Genomic DNA, 22,459 nt, shown 5'->3' with positions numbered 1-22,459 from the left:
TCCCGACGCGAGTGACGCGTACCTTGGCACTTCCTTCAACGGAGCAGACCAAGGAGTGATCCATGAAACGTCGACGTGAAAAAAAGCAATCCGCCGAAGTCGTCAAGGAACTGATCTACGACGAAACCGGCCGGCTCGAGGGCCGCGCCGTGCGCGGCTGGAGGATTCGTATGACGGCGCTGTTCCGCTGCACCGTGCAGCGCAGTCTCAACCCGATCGTGTTTCCCGAGGAAATGCTGCAGGAAGGTCTGTCGCTGGCCGCGTTGCTGGCCATGCCGCGGCAGGAACTGGTCGGCGTGGTGCCGGACTATCGTGGCCTGCGCACGGGTGATGTCGTCACGGTGCTGATGTATCACCGTGGGCTGCATCGCACGGTGAAGGCAGGCTCCATGTGCGTCTGCCATGGCGACTCGCCGCTCACGTTCCGGTTCAACCGACCGATGCTGGAGCAGTTCGGCGAGAATGGGCGGGTCGACTTCATGTACGAAGTGCGCAGCGCTTGCGGGGATGTGGCCCTGCGTTGTGCATCAGTAACCCTGGACGTGGCAGTCCATGACATGCCGGAGCGTCTGCCGGCACCGGTGGTGCTGGCAAGCCACGATGGGGTGGTTCGCGAAGGCGACATCATCCCGGAGATGGTGGTGGCGATCCCGTCAGGTGGTGGGGCGTGTAAGCCCGGGGACCGCCTGCGCCTGCGCCTGGGCGATGCCTGGTTCGAACCGATGACGCTGGGCAGCATGGATGTTGGGCGGGAGGCGATCGCGCATTTCCTCGTGTCGTGCGACGACGTGCTGAGGCTCGCCTCCATGCAGCCCTCGGAGACGTTCACGCTGGACGTGTCGTTCGACCTCGAACGCCACGGCACGCTCAGCCCCTCGGGTGTGGGCACGGTCCGCTTTGACCTGGGTGAATCGGGTATCCCGCGCGAGCCGCTGTCGTCCTAGATGGCTGCAGCCGCCGGCGCCGCCTGTTTGGCTGGAACATGCGCGGGGCGCGGCAGTTCGTAGTCGCGATACAGGTTTGGGTTGCCCGTCATGCCTGCTTCGGCGGCCTTGGCGATGTTGTACATCTCGCGTGCGGTCACGTAGTGCAGCACATAGTCGCTGCCGTCGTTATAGCGCTGCTCGAGGTACGTGTGCATGGCATCGACCGGAGCGCCGAGCAACGTATCCATGTCGCGCTCCTGGGTACCGTGGGTGTGAATCTTGATGAAGATCCATTCGGGGCGGCCTTCCACGTGGATACCGGTATCGACCCACTGGTCCACGCGATCGCGGGTGGGCGGGCAGCCCTTGCGGATATCGGAATTCTCGATACGCGGGATGATACCGAAGCGACGGTTCTTCCAGTTCAGACCAAGCACGCCCTGGATGATGAGCAGGTCGCCACTGGGCTTGCCACCCACGCGCATGGGCACGCCGGTGTCATGGCCCTTTGGCTTGCCGGGGTTATCCGCCGCGTAGTAGATCGAGTTCGAGGTGCGGGTCTGCGTATCGCTGGGCGCGGAGGGCAGGGTGAAATCAGCGTAACAACCCAGGTCGCGCAGCAGCGCCAGTTCGTTGTTGATACCGCACCAGCGGCCATCAGGGCGGCTGTTGGCAAGGCACCAGTTGCCGTGGATGAAGGCGAACTTGAGCTGCCCGGTGACCGGGTCGCGCGGCAGGGCGCCATGGCGCTCGTGGAGCAGCGCGTTGAACCGGTCGATGGTGGCGACGAAGTTGTCCGGCGTGTCGTCGTCGTGGTGCAGATGGATCTCGATCTCGCCGTAGCCATCGGCACACAGCGCCGAGATCTTCTCCAGGTGCTCCTCGACGTACTCTTCCTCCGGGTAGAAAAAGCCATGCTGGGGCGGGCGCCCATCCGCATCGCGGTGTCGGCTGGCCATCTCGCGGTATTCCTTGCACCAGCGATCCACGCGGTGGCGCTGGCGGTCCATGTCCACGCGGCCCCAGTTGGGCTCGAAGTGGTCCACGAAGCAGAACAGGACGTGCCTGGTGCCCTGCACCTTGGGCGCCTTGCGCCGGGTCAGGTAACCCCACAGCCAGTACTGCAGGTTGCGCGCGCGGATGGCAACGACAAGGGCAGCGCCAAACAGCAGCACCAGGCCCAGGAGGCAGAGGAGGGCAAGACCGATCATGCGGCGGCTCCCGCGGGCACGAGGGTGAGCAGTTGCTCGGCGTTGTTGCGCCACTGACGCTCGCTGGCGATGTAGTCACGGGCGGCGGCGCCTACCCGGCGGCGTTCCTGGGCCTCGCTGGCCAGGGCCAGCACCCGTTCCACGCAGGCGGCGGTATCGCCGCGCGGGAACAGCCAGCCGGTGCGCCCGTCGGCGATCACCTCGGCGACCGGCGCATAGTCCGGTGCCACCACCGCGACGCCCATGCCCATCAGCTCGAACAGCTTCATGGGGGAGCCATAGTGGTTGGAATTGGGCAGCACGGCGTAATCCATGCAGGCGATCCAGCTGGCGACCTCGTCGTGCGGCACGCGCCCCGGGAGCAGCACGCGGTCGCTAAGGCCCCGCGCCGCCACCAGCTCCCGCACTGCGGGCAGGGTCTTGCCGTCACCCACGAACACCAGCGCGAGCCCCGGGGCCTGCTCCAGCCGGTTGGCGATGGCCTCGACGAAGGCATCCACGCCATGCCAGTGTGCGAACACCCCAATGTGCCCACATACGGCCAGGCCGGTCAGCCCGCGCGCAGCGCGCAGGGCGTCGCGATCGAACTTCGAGGGATCGAAGCTTGGCAGGTCCACGGCATTGGGTGAGATCACGGAAGGCGCGATATCGCCGTACGCCTCAACGGCCTTGTCGCGGAAATACGTAGAGATGAAGACCAGCCCAGTGGCATGCCGGAAGCACCAGCGCTCCACCCGGCGGGCCAGGCGGCGCATGGTTAGCGGTCGTACCCGTTCCACCAGCGCGGAATCGTTGATCTCCAGCACGATGGGGATGCCGCGCCGGCGCGCCATCCACACGGTGGCAAACAGGAACAGCGAATAACGTTCATACACCAGCCGCGGCGGCGCGGCGCGCCAGGCGCGCGACATGCGCACGAACGTCACCAGGTTGTAGAGCAGTTCAAAGATCTCGAAGACCACGCCCGGTAGCTTGGGCACCAGCGAGGCCAGCCCGCTCGTGCCGGCCGACGGGGCGCCGGCGCGAGATGAAACCGGTGCCTCATGCTCCCGCTCAGGGTCCGCCCCTGGGAACGACATGACCGAGACACTGTGCCCCAGCTCACGCAGGGCATTCACGATGCCGCGGATGTGCACGCCTTCGACATGGCGGCCGCGCGTGCGGTGGTGGTAGAGGATATTCACGCCGTGCTTCCTGGCAGTGCATCGAAGCGCATGCCCTGGGCCAGCCATTCCGGCAGCACCGCATCCAGCGCATCGGCGGCTTTGTCGCTGTCGTCGTGCATCAGCACGATATCGCCCGCGGCCGGCGGATCGTTGCGCAAACGATCGATCAGCCAGTCGATCGGCTTGTCCTGGTAATCCAGGCTGTCGTACGACCAGTAAACAAAGCTTCGGCGACGCCGCGCAAAGTGCATCAGCAACTGGGCACCGATGTACCCATGCGGAGGGCGCATGCGGTGGTGCGGCCGGTCATCGAACAGGCGGAGCAGGGCATCGGTGCGGTACACCTCATCCAGCTGCTTGCGCAGGTTCATGTTGCGGAACGACCAGTGGCTGTACGAGTGGTTGCCAATCATGTGGCCTTCGCCCACGATCCGCTGCACGATCTCGGGGTACTGCTCGATCTTCTCACCGACCAGGAAGAAGCTTGCCTTCACGCCGTGGCGGGCGAGCACATCCAGTAGCTTCGGCGTGTGCTCCGGTTCCGGGCCATCGTCGAAGCTGAGGTAGCACGTGCTATCGCGCTTGGCCTTGGTCATGAGCAGGTGCTCGGGGAACAGGCTCAGCAGTTCGTGTTTCTTGGGTCGGCGGATCATGCGTTCATACTCACGTGAGCCGGCGCAGCGCCGGCGACCCGCTCAAGCATGTGCTCGAGGCGGTCGATGTTGTCTTCCCAGCGGAAGCTGGTGGCGTGGGCGGCGATGGCTTCGCCATCCACATGGCGGCCCAGCATGTCGCTGAGCGCGCCGGCGAGCAGGTCGGGGTGGTGGGCGGGCACGAGGATGCCGGCGAAGCCGGGCACCACTTCCGGGATGCCGCCGACCGCCGTGGCCACCACGGGAGTACCGCAGGCCATGGCTTCCAGCACCACGTTGGGCACGCCTTCGTTGTGGCTGGGCAGGCACAGCAGATCGGCCGCGCGGAACCAGTCGGGCAGCGCGGCATGGGCCACCGAGCCCATGAAATGCACCGACGGTGCGCAGCACAGCGAGGCGGCCCGCGATTCCAGCGCCGTGCTGTCCGGGCCATCACCCACGAAATACAGCCGCGCATCGCGGCGCTGCTTCGCGAGCAACGGGAACGCCTCGATCAGGTCCATGCAACCCTTGCTGTTCTTCAGGTTGCCGGCATACAGCACGATGGGTTCATCCAGTGGCAGGCCGAGGCGCTCGCGCGCGGCGGCGCGGTTGCCACGGCGGAACATGCGGCCGTCCACACCGTTGTAGATGGTCTCGACCACATCGGGATCAGCGCCGATCTCGATCGCCCTGGCCGCCAGCGCCTTACTCACCGCCAGCACGGCACCCGCACCACGCAGCGCATGCCGGATCTGCGGCCGGCGCAGGCGTGACAAAGCCTGTACGTTCAGATCGCTCCCATGCACTTTGACCACATAGGGCACGCCCAGAAGATGGGCGATCCACGCGGCCGCCGCGGCATCCGGGTAAGCCCAGCTGGCCAGGATCACGTCGTAACACGCGCGGCGCAGCTCGCGCCCGCGCTGCCACATTACGCAGGCCACGTAGCACAGCGCGTTGAGAAACCGGCCGATGCCCGGTGGGTGGTAGAAGGTGAAATGGTCGCGCTTCACGTTTGGCACGTGCACCTGGCCGCGAGCACCGGCCATGCGCTCGCGGAAATCCACCGCGGTGAGCACATCCACCTCGTGGCGCTCACCTAGGCGCTGGAACTGCTGCCGGTTGAAGGTGCCCCGGCGCGGATCCCACGGTGTGGGAAACAGGTTGGTGAGCACCAGGATCTTCACGGCAGCGCCTCAAGGTCGCCGAAATACAGCCGGGTGTAGCGGGCGGTCATCGCCTGCAGCGAACCGTTCTCCTCGACCCACGTGCGTGCGGCGCGGCCAAAGGCGGAAGCTTGCTGCGAAGCGTGCAGCATCTCGAGCATCGCATCGGCCAGCGCAGGGGCATCGCAGGCAGGCACCAGTCGGCCGGTGGCGCGATCACGCACGATCTCCGCGTTGCCACCCACATCGGTGGCGACAATCGGCAGGCCGGCGGCGCAGGCCTCCAGCAAGGCCATGGAATAGCCTTCGGTCACCGAGGAGAGCACGAAAAGGTCAAGGCCCTGCAGCAATTCATGGACATCATCCCGGTCGCCGAGGAAATGCACGCAGCCCGCGATGCCTTCATCGTAGGCGCAGGCGCGCAAGGTCTCGCGCAACTCACCATCGCCGATCAGTACCAGTACGGTATCGCGCCGGTGGTGGCGCACGGCACGGAACGCGCGGATCAGGCTGGCCTGGTCCTTCGCCCAGTTGAGGCGGCCGACGGTGCCGATGATGCGCGTTCGCGAAGGCACGTTGATTAATCGGGCCAGGCGCTCGTGCATCACATCGTTGGCGACATCGAAGCCATCCAGGCGAATGCCGTTCGGCACCACGCAGCATTTGCGTGCAGGGAACATGCCGCGGCTCACCGCATCGCGGCGCGCGGCTTCGCACACGGCCACGACCGCATCCGTGGCCGACATGGCGCGGCGGAACAGCCATTCACGGCGCCCCGGCTTGCGCGTGGCGCCCATGCCATGGCGGGTGTTCACCACCTGGCGGATGCCCATGCCAGCGGTGGCCAGCACGGCCTGGTAGTGCGCCACGGCGTTGTGGGTATGCAGCACTTCGGTGCGGTGGCTAGCGATGAACTCGCGGGCACGGCCGACGGCGCGCAGGTCGATACCAGTGCGCTTCTCGCAGGCGCGCACGGGGATACCCTTGATCTCCAGCTCGGTCGCCATGGCGCCGCGCTCGAACAGGCACACCACCTGCACCTTGTGGCCTTCGCGGTGCTGCTGGGTCACCAGGTCGATGACCATGCGCTCCAGGCCGCCGCGGTTAAGGTTTTCGACGACGTGGGTGATGTTCACGGTTCCAGCTCCGACACGGTGACACGCAGCTTTCCGCTCCGGGTAAGCGGGATGTCGTCGACGAAATGGCAGTGCAACTGCGCACTGTCGCCCAGTACCTTCGCCACTTCACGCCGTATGTAAGCAAGCGACGCGTCGTCGAAGCCCTGGCCGCGCACGATGGAGAGGTCCAGCCGATCGAGCTGGCGTTGCACAAGCTGGAAGCGGGCCAGGCCTGGCACGTCCTTCAGCATGTGCGGGAAAAATTCGCCGGGAAGCACGTGGCCGGCCGGGGTGCGGATGGCATCCAGCTTGCGCCCATCCACGCTGGCCAGCAGGGGCAGGCCGCGGCCGCAGGCGCACTGCCCGTGGAAGTGCGTGGCCATGTCACCGTTAACGTAGCGGATGAACGGCATGCCATAGTTGAACAGATCGGTGATCGTCACCTCGCCACTGCCGTGGTGGGTGGGTTTGCCATCCATGCCCAGCGTTTCGACAAGCAGGTGGTCCGCGTTCACATGCAGGCCGTCGCGGTGTTCGCATTCGGAGGCGATGAGCATGAATTCGCGACAGCCATAGGTGTTGAACACCGGCGCGCCACCGAACGCGCGCTCGATAAGATCACGCTGGAACGGATGCAACGCCTCGGCAGCACCGATGATCGAGGCAGGGCGAGCGACACGGCGGCCCTCGGCAATCAGGTACTGGGCCAGGCGAACCAGCGGCCCGACGTACGACACGATCACTTCCGGGCGGTACGCATCCATCGCGTCGGCATACGAGGCGAGGTTCGCTTCGGTCATCGCAAAGCTGTTGAGCAACTTGCGCGTGAATACGGTGTTGTACACGCGATCCTTGAAGCGGTGCGCCGCCGTGGGCTCGCCGACCGCGCCACCCCACAGGAACAGCGTGCGCCGGCCCATGCGTGAACCTGCCCAGCCGTAGCCGCGCCACATCACGGCCACGCGGCGATCGTTGCTTTCGCGGGTGTAGCCGTAACGCAGCGGCTCACCGGTGGAGCCACCGGTGGCTTTAAACGCAAGGGAATCCTTCAGTGAGTCGGCCTTCAACGCATCGGCGTTCTCTCGGATATCAGCCTTGGTCAGCACCGGTAGCAGGGCAATGTCGGCCGGCTCGCGGATATCCGCCGGCGACAGGCCCATCTGCGCCCAGCGCTCCCGGTAGAACGGCACCTCGCGCTGGCACCAGTCGAGCAGGGCCTTGAAGCGCTTGAACTGCAGCGCACGGATTTCATCGGCCGAGAGCCACTGTGTCTGCGCGTATTCGCGCAGGTAGCGCGGCGTATCGCGACGGCGCAGGCCACCCTCGTAGGCGGGCCACAACACGTTGCGCAGCAGGGGCTCGTATAGGCTCATTGGGTTCGCAGCAGCACGGCCACCAGCACGAACAGGCCGGCGACGCCTGCGAAGGCGGCCGGGACCCAGCGCCAGCCATCGCGTGAGAAACGGAAGGCGGGCAGCTCCGGCCAGCGGCGCCGGGCACCCACGTAATGGCCGGCCACCACCGCGGCGATCAGGTACAGCACCACCATGTAGCTGCGGCTTAAGAAGAACGCGGCGGCGAACAGCCCGCACAGCGAGAGCAATAGCGTCAGGGCCAGTTGCCGTTCCATTGCCCATTCCGCCTCACGCCCCGGTTCGTTGGCGGCAGTATGCGGATGCCGGACGATCGTCAACATCATCCAGAAGCCATAGCCTACAAAGGCAAGCCATAGGACAAAGCCCAGGAACCCGGTTTCGGCGAGTACCAGCACGAACGAGTTATGTGCGGTGAGTTCGTTGTACTCGGTGAAATTGCCCGGGCCTACGCCAAACAGCGGGCTATCACGGAACATCTCCAGGCCCGCGTACCAGGCATCCACGCGGCCGGCGGCCGATTCCTCGCCCGCATCCAGCTCATCCATGCGGGAGGAAAGCAGCTTCAGGCCGACCAGGCCGATGACGCCCAGCGTACCGGCCACCACCATGCCCTTGCGGTACCAGATGTAGCAGCCGGCCACGACAAGCACCGCCAGCAGGGCGCCACGCGAATTGGTCAGGTAGGTGCCATACAGCAGCAGCACGGCGCAGGCGAGCCACAGCAGGCGTCCTGGCGCGCCGCGCCGGCCCAAAAACACCGCCATGGGCAGCGTGGCGGCGAAGAGCAGGCCCAGGTCGTTCGGGTCGTTGAAGATGCCCACGTACTGGATACGGTTGCCTTCGCCGATGGGAATGCCGGTCCAGCCCATGCCCGTACGCGCCTGCTCCACGCCATGCAGGGCAAGCACGGCGGCGCAGGCCACCATCACCGCCATCGCGATACGCACGCGCTTCTGGGTGGTACAGGAGGCGCCCAGCACGAAGAAGGCGATGACCACGGGGCCGAAGTGGGCTAGCTCATCCAGGGCGCCGCCGGTCCAGCCGTTGGTCACCTGGGAAATCATCAGGATCAGCAGGAAGCAGGGCAGGATGATGAACTGCGGGGCCTCGAAGGTCTTCTGGCTCGAGCCCAGCCACGCGAAGAAGGCCAGGGCCAGCACGACCGGCAGGATCGGCACCAGGTCCAGCCCGGGGATGTAATCCTGCGGGCGGATGATGGTGAGGACGACATACAGGAGGATCAGGAGGAACATGCCTGCTCCTGCGGTCCATGTGCTTCGTGGGCCGCGGTGGGGTAGCTCATCAGCTGGGGAAGGGCCAGCATGGCCGCGAACCAGCCGGGGCCCATGTTGGCCTCCACCGGCAGGCGGTACAGCGAATAGCGGTTTTCGGAGGGCTCGGGGTTGGTGCCGCAGATATAGCTGCAGGCCAACTGGAAACCCGCCTTGCGCGTGGCGGCGATCACCGCCTCGTTATAGGCACGGTCGCCCCCCACCGGGTACGACATGAGCACCGCCGGGTTACGCAGTTCCCGATCCAGGGTGCGCTTGGACTGCAGGATCTCCGCTTCCATTTCTTCGATGGGCAGGCGGGCCAGCATGCGGTGGTGCACGCCGTGCGAGCCAAACTCCATGCCGGCGGCTTCCATCTCCCGCGCCTGGTCCCAGGTCATCGGGCGGCAATCCACCGGCCGGGCACCGGCCGAGGGCATATCCCATGCCTGCTCCAGCCGTTCGGTCATGGCGCTCTGGCCATGCGCATCGAGCCACTTCATGCGCAGCAGCACGTTGCCGGCGATACGCCGGCGCAGCAGGCGCTCCGGCGGCAGCGGCACATCGATACCTAGTTCGGGCAACACCAGCCGCGGTGCCTTCGTCATAAGGATCATGTGCACCAGCCAGTCGTACGAGTACGGCGTGCCGGTATCGATATGGCCGGTGGAAACGAAAAACGTGGCGGGGACGCCCACATCAGCCAGGATGGGTGCGGCCACGCGGTAGTTATCGTCGTAGCCGTCGTCGAAGGTCACCGCCACGGTATCCGGCGGCAGCGCTTCGCCGGCATCCAGCGCCGCGACGATGTCGGTCAGGCGCATGGGCCGGAAATGCCGCTTCAGGCGCAGCATCTGTTCGCGGAATTCATCCGGCGGCGTGCTGATCAGCTCCATGTCGAACTCGTACGTTTCCGGGTCCGGCAGGGGCATCACCCGGTGGTACGCCAGGATGCGCAGGTCGCGATGGATCCACGAGCGTACGCGCTGCAGCGAATGCAACAAGCCACTGGCGTAACACAACTCGCCAAGCCGGCCACGGATACCCGGAGCGCCACGTCCATTCATGTCGATCACCATAGGTGGAGCCTGCGATTACGGGCGAAGGCCAGCAGGGCCTGCGCCGCGAAAAGGTTGAGATAGAAGAAGGCGACGGCGATGCGTGCCGGCATCCACGTGCCCAGGCGCGGGCGGACGCGCGCCGCCCCGACCAGGGCCGCACCCAGGCCCAGGCCGCAGAAGGCCAGGGCGTACATGGGGTGCCGGTTGAACAGGAAGCCGGTGCTGAGGAACAGCGTCACGATCAGCCACGGGGCCATGAGGCGCAGCACTTTGTGGCTCATGAAGCAGAACCACAGCGGATTGCGGAATGGCGAAAGCAGCCACGGCGCGAGCTGCAGCAGCTGGAAATTGCCGGCCAGCGTGCGGATCTTGCGCCGGCGCTCGGCCTCGGGTTCCTGCGAGGGCTGGTCCCAGGCCATGGCGCGCGGTTCGAACACCACGCGCTTGCCTTGCGCGGCGACGCGCATGGGCACCAGCACATCATCCAGTACGGTGCCGGGCGGCAGCGGTTTGAACAGCGAGCGGCGAATAGCGTAGATCGCGCCGGTCACGCCGATCATGGAGCCGGCGGTGCTCTCGGCATGCCGGATCAGCTTCTCGTAACGCCAGTAGAAATCCACGCCCTGGGCGAAGCCGGTGCGCACGTTTTCCATGTGCAGCTCCCCGCCCACGGCGCCCACCTCGGGATCGGCGAGGTTGGCGACCAGTTCCTTCAGCGCACAGGGGGAAAGCCGCTGGCGGATATCGGTCATCAACAACACTTCACCACGGGTGAGCGCCACCGCATCGTTCACGCACGCGGCCTTGCCACGGCGGTTCGGGAAATCCAGCACCGTCAGGCGCGCATCGGTGCTACGCCGTGCGATCGCCACGGTGTGGTCGTGGCAGCCATCGCAGGCCAGCACGATATCGATCAGCTCCGGCGGGTAATCCAGGCCCTGCAGGTTGGCCAGCTTGGTGCGGATGTAGCGCTCGCCATCATGCACGGCCACCACGATGCTCACCGTGGGCAGCCATGAACCGCGCGCCACCGGCCGCGGGCGCAGGCGCGCCCACAGCGCCATCAGCAGCGGGTAGCCCACGAAGACGTGGGCCAGGAGCAGCGCCGAGGCCCAACAGGCCAACCAGGCGATATGTGTCATGGCGTCTCCCCCTTTTGATGACGTCGCAACTCAGCCGCGCCCGAACAGCCTGCCGAACAGGCCGCCGCGTTTGGCAGTCGGTGGCGCCGTAGGCGTGGCCATGGCCAGGTCGGCTGCCAGGGTGCCCAGCGTGCCGTTGGCGATATCCAGCAGGTTCATCTGGATACCGGTCAGCTTTTGCACGCGTTGCGCCATGTCCACCGCCAGCAGCGAGTGGCCGCCTACGTCGAAGAAGTTATCGCTGGTACGCACGCGGCTCATGCCGAGCAGTTCGTGCCACACACTGGCGAGCAGGCGCTCGCTTTCCGTAGCCGGCTCGGTGCTCGGGCCTTCCGCTTGCTGGAACGCGGTGCGCTCCTCGGGTAGCGGCAGCGCATCGATATCGGGCTCACCCGTGGGCAGCAGCGGCATGGCATCGAGCAGCATCAGGTGGGCTGGCATGGACCACGCCGGCAGCTGGGCCGCCAGCGTGGCGCGCAGGCTTTCCAGGTCGAGCTGGAAGCCGGGTGCGGCGACCGCATAAGCATCGATACGCTGTTCGCCCAGCCGGTTGGTGCGTGGCACGGCCAGTGCGCGGACGATGCCGGTCTGCGTCAGCAGCACGGCATCCACGGCGGCCGGTTCCACATCCAGGCCCTGGCGACGGATGCGGCGGTCATCGCGATCCAGCACCTGCACCTGGCCATCGGCCAGCCAGCGGCCGCGGTAGCCGGTGCGCAGCAGGTGTTCATCGTTGCTGGCATGGTCGGCGGTGGCACGTGTGCCGAAGCGCTGCGACAGCGCGGTGCCGGCGATGGCGACCTCACCGGTCGCACCGATCGGGCAGGGCTCGCCGTCGCTATCGAGGATCCACAGTTCGTTGCTGCCGATCGGGCTGCCCGCGTGCAGCGCATCGGCCGCGCGTTCCACGCGGCCGCAGGTGGCGACCGGCGCGGTCATCGCATCGCCGAACAGCGTCCACAGGCCCGCCGTGGCATCGGCGATGCGCGAGGCGGTGTCCTGGGTAGGCGTGCCACCGAGCATGGCGGCACGCAGCTGGCCATCACCGGCCCAGCCCTGGTCGAACAGCGCGTTCCAGGTTTCCGGCGAGGCGATGAAGCAATCCAGGTCAGCCAGCTCGCCATGGGCGAGGCCGTGCGGTTCCTGCACGTCCCAGGTAGCGCCGCAGCTCAGCGCGAGCAGCGGTTCGATCACCGACATGGGGTCGGATGGCATGGCATCACCACTGATGCATTGCCCGGCATCGATGGCGAGCGCTTCGGCCAGCCCGTGCACCATGCCGGCGATGGCGGTGTGCGAGAGCGAGGCGCCATGCGCGCGGCCGTCGGGGCCGGGCACATGGAAGGCGATAGCCGGGGATTCAGCGCAGGCGCGTTTTTCGAAGGTGCTGGCATCGCCGACCGTGCCTTCCAGTTCGGCATGGTCGGCATCCAGCCACAAGGCGCAGGCGCGCGGCCAGTCCAGTGCGGCTTCCAGCGCCGAATCGCCCACCAGCACGGTCATGCGGCCGTCGGTGACGATATCGCGCAGGCGCGCGGTGGGGTCGGCGCGATCAAGCAGGAGCGCGGTGCTGCCGGTAAGGCCAATGGCGAGCAGGCCCGCGAGGCGATCAAAGCCGGGTTCGACGCAAAGGCCGACCACAGCGCCATTGCCCGCGCCACGGTCACGCAGCAGCGTGGCCATGCGCGTGGCTTCGCCGACGAGCTGGGCGTAGGTGTGCTTGCGCAGGCCATGTTTCACGGCGGTGGTATCGGGCGTGATCGAGGCTTGGGTATCCACCATGGCGAACAGGTCGGCCGGCAGCGGTGAACCACCGCAACCCGCGTTCCAGGTGCGCATGCGGTCGCGTTCCAGCGTGCTGGCCGCGGTGAGCTGGCCCACCGCGATAGACGGGTTCTGCGACACGACGTGCATCATGTCCAGGTAGCGCTCGCGCATGAGCCGGGCGGTACCGGCCTGGAGCAGGTCGGCGTTGTAGGTGACGCCGCCGACCATGCCGCGCTGGCTTTCCAGGAACCACATGCCCAGGTCTTCGGTAGCGCCGCTCTGGAACAGCAGGATCTGCTCGTGGTCCAGGCCGCCCCAGTCGATTGCACGCTGGCGGGCATCCTGGAATGAGAACAGTGCCTGGTACAGCGTGGCGCCCGCGCCGTGGCCGACCTTCAACTCGCGCTGCAGGTATTCCAGCGGCACATCCGGGCATCCAAACGCATCGATGGCGGTGCGCTTCACGTGGCGCACGAACTCCAGGAACGACAGGCCCGGGTCGACATGCACATGCAGCGGCAACAGGTTGTTGAAGTAGCCCATGACCGATTCGACCTCGGTCTGGTTGCGCGCGCGCACCGGTGTGCCGACGACCAGGTCGCGCTGACCGGCGGAGCTGGAGAGCATGGCGAAGTACAGGGCCAGCAGGGTCATGTTGAGCGTGGCATCGGCCTGGCGGGCCACGTCGTGCATCGCATCGGTGTGCTCGCGCGAGACGTGGATCCATTCGGTGCGGCCAAGGCCCGACATGCCGGGGCGGCGCGGGTAATCGGTCGGCAGGGCGCGCACATCGCCGACCTGGGTCAGGCGATCGCGCCAGAACGAAAGCTGGGTCTGGAACGCCGGCGATTCGAGCCAGTGCGCGTGCCACTCGGCGTAATCGCCGTAGGTGACCGGCAGCGGTGCGAGCGGCGAGGGCTGCCCGGCGGTAAAGGCGCGGTACAGCGCGGAGAGCTCGTTGTAGAAGATATCGAACGACCAGCCGTCCCAGATGATGTGGTGCGGCATGAAGAACATGGCGTGTTCGCTATCCGACAACTTGAACAGCTTCGCGCTGAACAGCGGCGCGGTACCCAGGTCGAACGGCGTATCGGTGAGCTCGCGCAGGCGCGCCATCAGGCGCTCTTCGCGCGCCTCCGGCGGCAGGTGGCTCAGGTCTTCGGCCGGAAACAGCGGGTAGGTCAGTTGCGCCTGCACCACCTGCATCACGTCGCTGCCGAGATCGCGGATCGCGGTGCGCATGCTCGGCTGGCGCTGGATCAGGGCCTGGAAGGCCATGTCGAAGGCGTGCTCATCCATCGTGCCACGCAGGCGGTGCGCCGAGGGGGCGTTGTAGGTGACGCGGCCCGGGTGCATCTTCTCCAGTGCCCACAGGCGGCGCTGCATGAGCGAGAGCGGTGCGTGGTCCTGCTCGGTGTCGTTGCGGTGAATGATGGGCTCGGCGGCCGGCGTGTTACCGGTCGCCACCTGCGAACCGATGGCGGCGGCGAGTTGTTCAACGGTGGGCGCATCGAACAACGTGCGGAACGAAAGCGTGACGTTGAACTCGCGGTTGAGCTTCGCGGTGAGCTGCGCGGCGAGCAGCGAGTGTCCGCCGAGGGCGAAGAAGTCGTCGCGCACATCCAGGTCAGGCAGGCAAAGCACCGCTTCCATGGCGGCAGCAACGCGGCGTTCGTCGTCATTGCGCGGGGCGATCCGCTCGCCGGTCTCGGCCAGCGAATGGGCCATCGGCGCCGGCAGGCTCTTGCGGTCGATCTTGCCGTTGGGCAGCAGCGGAATGGCCTCCATCAGCATGATGTGCTGCGGCACCATGTAATCCGGCAGGCGCGCACGCAGGCGGCCGCGTAGCATGTCCTCATCCAGCGACATGCCGTCGCGTGCGACCACGTAAGCCACCAGGCGCACATCGCCCGGGCGGTCTTCGCGGGCAATCACCACGGCGCGCGCCACTTCCGGCACATCGGCCAGTACGCATTCGATCTCGCCCGGTTCGATGCGGTAGCCGCGCACCTTTACCTGGAAATCCAGGCGGCCCAGGTGTTCCAGCATGCCATTGGCCAGCCAGCGGCCGCGGTCACCGGTCTTGTACATGCGCGAGTCCGGCGTCTCCGACCACGGATCGGCCACGAAGCGCTCGGCGGTAAGGTCCGGGCGCTCCAGGTAACCCAGGGTCACGCCGGCGCCGCCGATATGGATTTCGCCAGGCACGCCGAGCGGGCAATGGTTGCCCTGCTCATCGAGGATATGCACGGTGGTGTTCGCGATGGGGCGGCCGATGTAGATACCTTCGCGCGGATCGGAAACCCGCCAGTAGGTGGAATACACCGTGGTCTCGGTCGGGCCATAGCCGTTCCACACTTCGCCACAGCGATCGAGCAGGCCTTCGGCCAGGTCCACCGGCAGCGGCTCGCCGCCGGAAACAGCGCGGAACGCCGGGCGGCCATGCCAGCCGGCGTCCACCAGCAGGCGCCAGCCCGCAGGCGTCGCCTGCATCATCGTGGCATCACTTTCTTCGATCAGGTGACGCAGCTGTGCGCCATCGCGCACATCGTCGCGGCCGGCGATCACGATCTCGGCACCGCTGGTGAGCGGCAGCATGAGTTCCATGAAGGCGATATCGAACGAAAGCGTGGTGACCGCCACCAGGCGATCATCCGGGGCGATGCCCGGCACGCGCTGCATGCTGGTCAGGAAGTTGCCCGCGGCGCGGTGCGGTACGCGTACGCCCTTCGGCCGGCCGGTGGAACCGGAGGTGAAGATCACGTACGCGACGGAATCGGGCGTGGCGGCCTTGCGGTTGCGCTCGGGGCGCTCGATGCAGGCATGCACCACTTCATCGCTGTTGAGGGCGAGGACGCGGCTCGCATCGAATGCGAACGAGAGCGGCGTATCGTCATCCACGACCAGTGCGGCCAGTGCCGCGTCCTCGGCCATGAAGGCAAGCCGATCGGCGGGGAAGGCCGGGTCCAGCGGCACGTAGCCCGCGCCCGACTTCATGACACCCAGCACGGCGGCGACCATGTCCAGGCCGCGGGCAAGCGAGATGCCCACCAGCGCGCCGTGGCCGATGCCACGCTCACGCAAGCTGTTGGCGATGCGGTTGGCGCGCGATTCCAGCGCGGCGTAGGTCAGCGAGCGGTCGGCATAACGCACGGCGGCGCGCTCGGGCGCGCGGTCCACCTGTTGCTCGAAGTATTCGTGGGCCAGGCGCAGTTCGGGGAACGGCGTCGGCGCGGGTTGCAGTGCGGCCAGTTCGCGATACACGGCATCGGAAACCACGGCGAGCTTCGCCACGGGTTCGGCCGGGTCACGTGCGGCGTCGCGCAGCAGCGTGGCGTACGCATCCAGCCAGCCCTGCACGGTGGCGCCTTCGAACAGATCGGCGTTGTACTGGCATTCCAGGCGCAGCGCGCCATCCACCTGCACGGCGTTGATGAACAGTTCGAAGTTTTCGTATTCGCGGGGAATGGCATCCACGCTGAAACGCAGGCCCGGGAAGCGCACGGTGCTTTCATCGAGCACGGCATCCAGGTTGAACAGCACGCTCACCAGTGGCAGGCGCGACGGGTCACGGGTCATCGAGAGCTTGGGCAGCAGGCTGCCGAGCGTGTAGCGCTGGTGCTCAAACGCATCGAGCAGGTCGTTACGCACGCTGCCGAGCGTGGCGCCGAAGCTGGCCGCGTCGTCGATACGCGCGCGCAGCGGCAGCACGTTCACCGCATGGCCCACCAGCGTATCCAGGCCCTCGGCAGCCTGCCCGGCGGTCGGGATGCCGATCACCACATCGTCCTGTCCGGCTACCCGGCGTAGCAACAGGGCGAAGCCGGTAAGCAGCGTGGCGTAGAAACTGGCGCCGTGGGATGCGCCGAGGCGCTTGATGGCAGCGACCTCGGCGGCATCCAGGGTGCGGTCTTCGCGCCGTGAAGTAAACGTACGGCGGCGCGGACGCGAGCGGTCGGTGGGGAGGTCAAGCGCTGGGGCCGTGCCGGCAAAGCGGGCTAGCCAGTACTGTTCGTCTTCCCGTGCCGTTCCCGTACCGGCGTGCGTGGCTTCGGCCAACGCGAAGTTCGAGAACGCGTGCGCGGCGGCCGGGCCGGGGCCCTGGCCGGTGCGCTGCGCGTAAAGGGCGGCAAGATCGCGAACGATCACGCCGAACGACCAGCCGTCGCACACGATGTGGTGGGCGGCGATGGTCAGGATGTGGCGATCGGCGGCGAGCTTGAACAACTCGGCGCGGACCAGTGGGCCGTGCTCCAGATCGAACGGGGTGGTGACGATGCGCGAGTACGCCGCCATCAGGCGGGCATCGCTTTCGAACGGGGCCAACAGGCCCAGGTCGTGGAATGCGATGGGCACGCTCACGTGTTCGGCGATGAACAGGCTTTCGCCATCGCCGCTGAAGGTGGAGCGCAACGCCTCGTGGCGCTCCACGATCGCCTGCAGTGCCGCTTCGAGGGCCGGCACGTCGAGCAAGCCCTTCAGGTTGATGGCAATCGCCTCGTTGTACGCCAGCGAGGCTTCCGGCTCCAGCCGGGATGCCAGCCACACCTCGCGTTGCGGTTCCGTCGTCGGCACCAGGTGCGCGACAGGCGCGCCGGCGAACGGGTCGTAGTCGACCGCCGTGGCGGCGGCCAGCTCGTTGGGCGTCATGCGGTAACCCTCAGGTACTTGCCCGGCGCATCCGGGTTAGGAACGAACCACGCGGGCTGGCCGTCGGGATCCTTGCCCAGCCGGGCCCCAGGCACCGGCGGGTGGTTCGGATCGAAGGCGGCCACCTCGCGGTGGCGCGGCAGGAATTCCGCTTCCTGCATTTCAAGAATGGATTCGCGGAACGCGTTCGTGATGGCGGCAAAGTCCTCCTCACGATGCGCGGTGGTGAAGAAGCAGGGGAAGTTATCCAGGATGTGGATACCGCGGCTGCGCATCATGGCGAACAGCAGGTCCTGCAGCGGGTGGTCTTCGGTAAAGGTGGTCTTCCACACCGAGGCGAAGTGCACCACCTTGATCGGGGCGCCGACATTCGCGCAGAACGCGTTCATGTCGTCGGCCATGGCGGTGACCTTGGCGTTGAGCGTGGACTGCAGCTGCGCGCCTTCGTTGGCCAGGTGGGTGAGCACCGCGTGCGCGGCGGCCAGGGCCAGCGGGTGGCGCACGAAGGTGCCGGCGAAGTAGGTGACGCCGACCGTCGGGACCGAGGCATCCCCGAAGCGCCAGTCGCCACCATCCAGCGCATCCATGAAGCGCCGCTTGCCAGCGATGACGCCGATCGGGAAGCCTCCGCCGACGACCTTGCCGTACGAGGCCATGTCCGCATCGATCCCCAGCACCTCCTGGGCACCGCGCGGGTGGGAACGGAAGCCGGTAACCACTTCATCGAAGATGAGCAGCGAGCCGGCTTCTTCGGTGATGGCGCGCAGTTCCTGCAGGAATTCCACCGGCTGGAAATCCGGGCGGCGGCTCTGCACCGGTTCCACCAGCACCGCGGCGATCTCATGCGCACGCTCGCGGATGATCTGCAGCGATTCCGGGGTGCCGTAATCGAGCACCAGCACGTGTTCGGAGGTGTTGCGCAGGATGCCCGGCGCGGCCGGCACCGATTTCAGCTTCTTGGTGCCGCGCACGATTACTTCATCGAAGATGCCGTGGTACGAGCCGGTGAAGATCACTAGCGTGTCGCGGCCCGTGACGGTACGTGCCACGCGCACGCAGCCCATCACCGCCTCTGAGCCAGTGTTGCAAAGTGCAGCACGGTCGAAGCCGGTGAGGTCGCAGACCTGCTTTGCCACCGTGCCTGCCAGCGGGTGCTGCGGGCCGATTTCATAGCCGGCATCGAGCTGGGCGCGCACGGCATCCAGCACGAAATCGGGCTGCCAGCCGAACAGGTTCATGCCGAAGCCGTTCAGCGCATCGACGTATTCATTGCCATCCAGGTCCCACACCTTCGGGCCCTTCGAGCGTTCCACCACGATCTGGTAGATGATTTCCTTCAGCAGCGGGCGGAAGCCGTTCACCACGCGCGGATCGGCCAGGTGGCCACGGTGTTCGGTGGTGTAGGCCTTGGAAAGCTTGGTGCGCTCGATATAGCGGCGCATGAACGCATCCAGGCGCGCGCGCTGGCGGTTGCTCAACTCCGTGCCACCCGCCGTGTGGATGCGGGCGATGGCGCCGAAGGCCTTTTTGACGTCGTAGGTGGTGTGGGCGAGGGCGGCCTCTTCCGTATCATTCGCTGCGTTGGCCGTCGGCTGCGCCGCCAACGACGCGGTGTCCACGGGCACCTGCGGCATGACCGCCGGTGCCGGAATATGAATCGCAGCCGGGGCAGCAGCGCCCGACAGCAACGCCAGCTGATCCCGCATGATCTGCATCTGCTGCGCGATCACGTCCTGGATCAAGCCACCACTGGCCGCGATAGGCGCGACCGGTGCTGCCGCCATGGCCGGTGCGGCAGGTGCCGGCACGGCCAGGGGTGCCGCCGGCGCGGTATCCGCCGGCAGGAGACGATCGATATGCGCCGCCAGGCGCTCGAACGAAGAGCACCCATCCATCAGCTCGCGGAAGGTGATCTTCAGGGCATAGGTTTTCTGTAGCTGCAACGCCACCTGGGTGAGCGAGAGCGAATCGAGCCCCAGCTCCACGAAGTTCGCACCCGGGTCGATGTTCTCAAGCTCGGTACCCGAGACATCCTCGAACAGGGCGACGAGTTCCGTAACGAGGCGCTGTGGGCGATGGGATGTGGCTGCGGGCATGGCCTGCTCCAAGGACTGGGGCGAAGAAGGAAGGGTTTTGGTTTCGATGGTGGTGGCGAAGCTTTCTGTAGGAGCGAGCTTCGCTCGCGATCCGCCAGCTTCACCGGCGACAACCGGCGAAAGAGGCAACGCAGCCGCAATAGGCGTCACGGACGCAGGCGTACGTGCCTCCACCCAATGCCGCTTCCGCTCAAACGGATACGTCGGCAGACGAACGCGGCGGCGCTGCTCACGGTGGTCAAACGCATCCACCTCGACATGCACGCCCGCCGCCCACAGACCACCGGCGGCGTTCAACATGGCGGCACGCTCCTCACCGGCGTTATCACCCAGGCTGGCGATAAACGTGCGGCCGCGCGCCTGCGCATGCTGCCGGCCCAGCTGGGTCAGGCTGCTGCGCGGGCCGACTTCGACGAACGCGAGGGTGGCTTCTTCCAGGGCATGTAGCAGCGCTGGTGAGAAGCGCACCGTATTGCGCAGGTGGTGAGTCCAGTACGCCGCGGAGGTCGCTTCCTCATCGGAAAGCGGCAGCCCGGTGGCGGTGGAAATGATCGGCAGCTTCGGCGCATGCAGCGCAATGCCGGCCACTTCGGCGCGGAAGGTATCCAGCACCGGATCCATCATCGCCGAGTGGAATGCGTGCGAGGTATGCAGCAGGCGGCACGCCACGCCATCGGCTTCCAGCGCCACGCGGAAGGCTTCGACTTCTTCGTGGGTGCCGGAGACGACGGTGGCGTTCGGCGCATTTTCAGCGGCCAAAGACAAAACACCCGAGAGCCGCGCCCGCAGTTCGGCGGCCCCCAGGCGAACGGAAAGCATGGCACCCGAGGGCAGCGCCTGCATGAGGCGGCCGCGACGGGCGACGAGGCGGGCCGCATCGGCCAGCGGCATCACACCGGCCAGCACCGCGGCAGTGAACTCGCCGACGCTGTGGCCGATCATCGCCACTGGCTGCACGCCCAGGTTCATCCACAGGCGGGCCAGGGCGTATTCCAGCGCGAACGTGGCCGGCTGGGTGAGGGCGGTCGCCTTCAGCGCTTCGGCATCGTCGTCAAACATCCGCTCGCGAAGGTCGAAGCCGAGTTCATCGCGCAGGGCGCAGGCGACTTCATCGATCGCGGCACGGAACACCGGCTCGGTGGCATGCAGTTCGCGGCCCATGCCAGCGTATTGCGAGCCCTGGCCCGGGAACAGGAATACGACGCCGGGTGCCGGGTTGCTGCTGGTGTGGCAGATCGCGGCAGCGGCGATATCGCGCAGGCGTACTTCGGCATCGGTGGCCGAGGCGGCGACGACGTGGGTACGCTGGCCAAACGCCTTGCGGCCCTTCGCGAGCGTAAACGCGGTATCGGCCAGGTTGCCATCCGGATGCATGGCCAGGTGATCGGCCAGGCGTGCCGCGGCGGCAGCGAGCGCGGCCGGCGTGCGGGCGGAGAGGGTAAGCAGCTGGGCGCCGGTGGCGGCATCGGAAGGCGTGCGTGCCGGGGCTTCTTCCAGGATCACGTGGGCATTGGTGCCGCCCACGCCGAAGGAGCTCACACCTGCCAGCAGCGGGCCGGCGCTCTGCCACGGCCGCAGCGTATCGTTCACCACGAACGGCGACGCATCCAGGTTCAGGCGCGGGTTTGGCGCGGTGAAGTGTAGCGACGGCGGTAGGCGACGCTCGCACATCGCCAGCGCGGTCTTGATCACACCGGCCGCGCCGGCGGCCATCACGAGGTGGCCCACGTTGCTCTTCAGCGAACCGATCGCGCAGAAGGCGCTGTCGTTGGTCGTCTGGCGGAAGGCCTGGGTAAGGCCTTCAATTTCGATCGGATCGCCAAGCGGTGTGGCGGTGCCATGCGCTTCGACGTAGGAGATATCGCGCGCTTCCACCCCGGCGTTATCCAGCGCCATGGTGATCACGGCAGCCTGGCCGGCAGCGTTCGGCGCGGTGAAGCTGGCCTTCACCGCGCCATCGTTGTTCACGGCGGCACCGCGGATGGTTGCGTAGATGGGGTCGCCATCACGCAGCGCATCGGAAAGACGCTTCAGCAGTACCACGGCGGCGCCATCGCTGAACACGGTGCCCTGCGCGTTCACGTCGAACGTGCGGGTGTGCCCATCGGGCGAAAGCATGGAGCCTTCCTGCGCGATGTAGCCGCTGTTGGGCGGGCAGGCGATGGATGCACCACCGGCCAGCGCCATGTTGCAGCGGCCCGCACGCAGGGCATCGAACGCCTGGGCAATCGCCACCAGCGAGGTGGAGCAGGCGGTGTTGAGGCTGATCGCCGGGCCAGTGAGGTTGAGCTTGTGCGCCACGCGGGTGGCGACGTAATCCTTCTCGTTGCCCAGCATGACCTGGAAGGCGCCGAGCTTTTCGATCAGGTCCGGGCGGCCACTGATGTGCTTCTGGTAGTAGGTGGCGTTGTGCATGCCGCCGAACACGCCCACCGGCACGTCCTGGCCATCGGGCACGTAGCCGGCGCGCTCCATGCATTCCCAGCACAGCTCCATGAACAGGCGCTGCTGCGGATCGGTCAGTTCGGCTTCGCGCGGGGACATGCCGAAGAACGGCGCATCGAAATCGCCGACGTTATCGACGATGCCGCGGGCGAACACGTAGCCCGGGTCGTCACGGTCGGACGCCGGTACAGCCGGGTCGAGCTCATCGGGCGCGAAGAAGCGGATGGATTCGCGGCCTTCGCACAGGTTGTCCCAGAAGGTTTCCACATCGGGCGCACCCGGGAAGCGGCCGGCCATGGCGATGATCGCCACGGGCTCCCCACCCGCCGGGGGGGGGGGGGGGGGGGGGGGGGGCGGGGGGGGGGGGCGGGGGGGGGGGGGGGGGGGGGGCGGGGGGGCGGGCGGGGGGGGGGGGGCGGGCGGGGGGGC

Annotated in this window: 12 protein-coding genes; 1 reads left to right on the top strand and 11 read right to left on the bottom strand. The window is 66.9% G+C overall.

The features are described 5' to 3' along the window. Positions 1-62 precede the first annotated feature (62 nt). Positions 63-944, top strand: coding sequence for a hypothetical protein (locus ABIE56_RS20965; protein WP_429245750.1), 882 nt, complete (start codon positions 63-65; stop codon positions 942-944). On the opposite strand, the gene ABIE56_RS20960 is transcribed toward ABIE56_RS20965, so the two are convergent. Genes ABIE56_RS20960 through ABIE56_RS20910 form a run of 11 tightly spaced genes read right to left on the bottom strand, consistent with a single transcriptional unit; the run spans position 941 to position 22,342 of the window. Beyond that, positions 941-2,137 carry a hypothetical protein gene (locus ABIE56_RS20960; RefSeq protein WP_429245749.1) on the bottom strand — a complete coding sequence of 399 codons (1,197 nt, stop codon included), beginning with the start codon at positions 2,135-2,137 and terminating at the stop codon, positions 941-943. The two genes, ABIE56_RS20965 and ABIE56_RS20960, sit on opposite strands and share 4 nt — an antisense overlap. Next, positions 2,134-3,321 carry a glycosyltransferase family 4 protein gene (locus ABIE56_RS20955; RefSeq protein WP_429245748.1) on the bottom strand — a complete coding sequence of 396 codons (1,188 nt, stop codon included), beginning with the start codon at positions 3,319-3,321 and terminating at the stop codon, positions 2,134-2,136. The genes ABIE56_RS20960 and ABIE56_RS20955 overlap by 4 nt, the downstream gene beginning before the upstream one ends. Continuing rightward, positions 3,318-3,956, bottom strand: a complete 639-nt coding sequence (locus ABIE56_RS20950) for a polysaccharide deacetylase family protein (protein ID WP_429245747.1) — start codon at positions 3,954-3,956, stop codon at positions 3,318-3,320. Before ABIE56_RS20950 ends, ABIE56_RS20955 begins: the two co-directional genes overlap by 4 nt. Beyond that, the gene (locus ABIE56_RS20945) at positions 3,953-5,125 is read right to left on the bottom strand and encodes a glycosyltransferase family 4 protein (RefSeq protein ID WP_429245746.1); all 1,173 of its coding nucleotides are present in this window, start codon (positions 5,123-5,125) and stop codon (positions 3,953-3,955) included. Before ABIE56_RS20945 ends, ABIE56_RS20950 begins: the two co-directional genes overlap by 4 nt. After that, positions 5,122-6,240 carry a glycosyltransferase gene (locus ABIE56_RS20940; RefSeq protein WP_429245745.1) on the bottom strand — a complete coding sequence of 373 codons (1,119 nt, stop codon included), beginning with the start codon at positions 6,238-6,240 and terminating at the stop codon, positions 5,122-5,124. Before ABIE56_RS20940 ends, ABIE56_RS20945 begins: the two co-directional genes overlap by 4 nt. Beyond that, positions 6,237-7,595 carry a phenylacetate--CoA ligase family protein gene (locus tag ABIE56_RS20935; RefSeq protein WP_429245744.1) on the bottom strand — a complete coding sequence of 453 codons (1,359 nt, stop codon included), beginning with the start codon at positions 7,593-7,595 and terminating at the stop codon, positions 6,237-6,239. Before ABIE56_RS20935 ends, ABIE56_RS20940 begins: the two co-directional genes overlap by 4 nt. Further along, complete coding sequence (locus ABIE56_RS20930) at positions 7,592-8,851, bottom strand: O-antigen ligase family protein (RefSeq protein ID WP_429245743.1); 1,260 nt, start codon at positions 8,849-8,851, stop codon at positions 7,592-7,594. The genes ABIE56_RS20935 and ABIE56_RS20930 overlap by 4 nt, the downstream gene beginning before the upstream one ends. Then, entirely contained in the window at positions 8,839-9,936 is a 1,098-nt protein-coding gene (locus ABIE56_RS20925) for a polysaccharide deacetylase family protein (protein WP_429245742.1), read from the bottom strand. Before ABIE56_RS20925 ends, ABIE56_RS20930 begins: the two co-directional genes overlap by 13 nt. 5 nt (positions 9,937-9,941) lie before the next feature. Then, on the bottom strand, positions 9,942-11,072 hold the full coding sequence (locus tag ABIE56_RS20920; RefSeq protein WP_429245741.1) for a glycosyltransferase family 2 protein: 1,131 nt from the start codon (positions 11,070-11,072) through the stop codon (positions 9,942-9,944). A 30-nt stretch (positions 11,073-11,102) separates the two neighbouring features. After that, positions 11,103-17,489: an amino acid adenylation domain-containing protein gene (locus tag ABIE56_RS20915; RefSeq protein ID WP_429245740.1), complete on the bottom strand. Its 6,387-nt coding sequence runs from the start codon at positions 17,487-17,489 to the stop codon at positions 11,103-11,105. Next, complete coding sequence (locus ABIE56_RS20910) at positions 17,486-22,342, bottom strand: aminotransferase class III-fold pyridoxal phosphate-dependent enzyme (protein WP_429245739.1); 4,857 nt, start codon at positions 22,340-22,342, stop codon at positions 17,486-17,488. Before ABIE56_RS20910 ends, ABIE56_RS20915 begins: the two co-directional genes overlap by 4 nt. Between the last annotated feature and the right edge of the window lie 117 nt (positions 22,343-22,459).

The organism is Luteibacter sp. 621 (genome assembly GCF_050435445.1).
In the GTDB taxonomy this organism is placed as follows: Bacteria; Pseudomonadota; Gammaproteobacteria; order Xanthomonadales; family Rhodanobacteraceae; genus Luteibacter.
Note: the sequence above shows the minus strand (reverse complement) of the source record. Positions and strands in the feature narration are given on the sequence as shown.

Coding starts and splice junctions, on each gene's coding strand:
- ABIE56_RS20965 (WP_429245750.1), top strand. CDS start 63: ATGAAACGTCGACGTGAAAAAAAGCAATCCGCCGAAGTCGTCAAGGAA.
- ABIE56_RS20935 (WP_429245744.1), bottom strand. CDS start 7,595: ATGAGCCTATACGAGCCCCTGCTGCGCAACGTGTTGTGGCCCGCCTAC.
- ABIE56_RS20950 (WP_429245747.1), bottom strand. CDS start 3,956: ATGATCCGCCGACCCAAGAAACACGAACTGCTGAGCCTGTTCCCCGAG.
- ABIE56_RS20960 (WP_429245749.1), bottom strand. CDS start 2,137: ATGATCGGTCTTGCCCTCCTCTGCCTCCTGGGCCTGGTGCTGCTGTTT.
- ABIE56_RS20930 (WP_429245743.1), bottom strand. CDS start 8,851: ATGTTCCTCCTGATCCTCCTGTATGTCGTCCTCACCATCATCCGCCCG.
- ABIE56_RS20925 (WP_429245742.1), bottom strand. CDS start 9,936: ATGAATGGACGTGGCGCTCCGGGTATCCGTGGCCGGCTTGGCGAGTTG.
- ABIE56_RS20920 (WP_429245741.1), bottom strand. CDS start 11,072: ATGACACATATCGCCTGGTTGGCCTGTTGGGCCTCGGCGCTGCTCCTG.
- ABIE56_RS20915 (WP_429245740.1), bottom strand. CDS start 17,489: ATGACGCCCAACGAGCTGGCCGCCGCCACGGCGGTCGACTACGACCCG.